Raw genomic sequence first — 1,417 nt, forward strand, 5'->3', positions numbered from 1 at the left:
CGGCCGCTTCGGGGCACCCGCCGTGCCGCCCTGCCTCTCCCCCGCCGAGCCGACGCCGTCCGGCCGGGTCGAGCCCCCGGGCCGCCGGAGCCGCGCCTCAGCTCTCCGGGACGCAGCGGCCGTTCTCCGTGCGGTAGGTCCAGCGGGCGCCTCGGGTGACCAGCTCGCGGACCGCTGTCACGAAGCGGGTCACGTGCTCGTCCGGGGTGCCCGCGCCGAAGCTGACGCGGACGGCGTTCAGGGTGCCGGTGCCGCAGCCGGCCTGCTCGGCGGCGCCGGTGCCGAGCAGGGCGTGCACCAGGGGGTGGGCGCAGAAGAGGCCGTCGCGGACGCCGATGCCGTACTCGGCGGAGAGCGCGGCGGCGAGGTGGGAGCTGTTCCAGCCCTCCACCACGAAGGACACCACGCCCACGCGCGGGGCGTCGTCGCCGAACAGCGAGAGCACCCGCACCTCGGGCACCTCGGCGAGGCCCGAGCGGAGCAGCCCGAGCAGGTGCCGCTCACGGGCGGCCAGCGCCTCGGGACCGGCCTCGGCGAGCGCCCGGCAGGCCGAGGCGATCGAGTAGGCGCCGATGACATTGGGGGAACCCGCCTCGTGCCGGGCGGCGCCCTCGTGCCACTCCACCGCCACCGAGCCGTCGGCCCGCCGGGCCACCGTGCGGCTGGCGCCCCCGCCCGCCAGGTACGGCTCGGCCGCCGAGAGCCAGTCGGCCCGCCCGGCCAGCACCCCGGAGCCGAAGGGCGCGTACAGCTTGTGCCCGGAGAACGCGATCCAGTCGACGTCCAGCTCGCGCACGCTCACCGCCTGGTGCGGCACCAGCTGGGCGGCGTCCAGCACGATCCGCGCCCCAAAGGCGTGCGCGGCGGCCGCCAGTTCACGCACCGGCCACACCTCGCCGGTGACATTGGAGGCCCCGGTGACGCAGACCAGCGCGGGGCGTGCGGTGTCCCGGACGGCGAGGGCCCGCTCCAGCGTGCGCACGGCCGCCTCGGGACTGCGCGGGGCGTCCAGGAAGGTCACGTCGGCCTCGCGCCAGGGCAGCAGCGCGGCGTGGTGCTCGGTCTCGAAGACGTACACCTCGCACCCGGCGGGCAGCGCGCGGGCCAGCAGGTTCAGGGAGTCCGTGGTGGACCGGGTGAAGACCACCTGGTCGTCGTCCCGGCAGTGGAGGAACTCCGCGACCGTGCGGCGGGCGTTCTCGAACAGCTCGGTGGAGAGCTGCGAGAGGTGCCCGGCGCCCCGGTGCACGCTGCCGTAGTAGGGGGCGTAGGCGGCGACGTCGTCCCAGACCCGCTGGAGCGCGGGGGCGCTGGCGGCGTAGTCGAGCGCGGCGTAGCCAACCTCTCCCCCGGTGACGAGCGGCACCCGGACGTCCCGGCCGAGCACCGGCAGCGGGGCGGGAACGACGTGGGTGGC

At 76.6% G+C, this 1,417-nt stretch carries 1 protein-coding gene; it reads right to left on the minus strand.

Annotation, left to right across the window (positions count from 1 at the left end; genetic code table 11):
- Nucleotides 1-97: 97 nt before the first annotated feature.
- Nucleotides 98-1,393, minus strand: coding sequence for an aminotransferase class V-fold PLP-dependent enzyme (locus tag GT030_RS02125; protein ID WP_237522159.1), 1,296 nt, complete (start codon nucleotides 1,391-1,393; stop codon nucleotides 98-100).
- Between the last annotated feature and the right edge of the window lie 24 nt (nucleotides 1,394-1,417).

Source organism: Streptomyces sp. SID1328 (genome assembly GCF_009865595.1).
Taxonomy (GTDB): domain Bacteria; phylum Actinomycetota; class Actinomycetes; order Streptomycetales; family Streptomycetaceae; genus Streptomyces; species Streptomyces griseoluteus.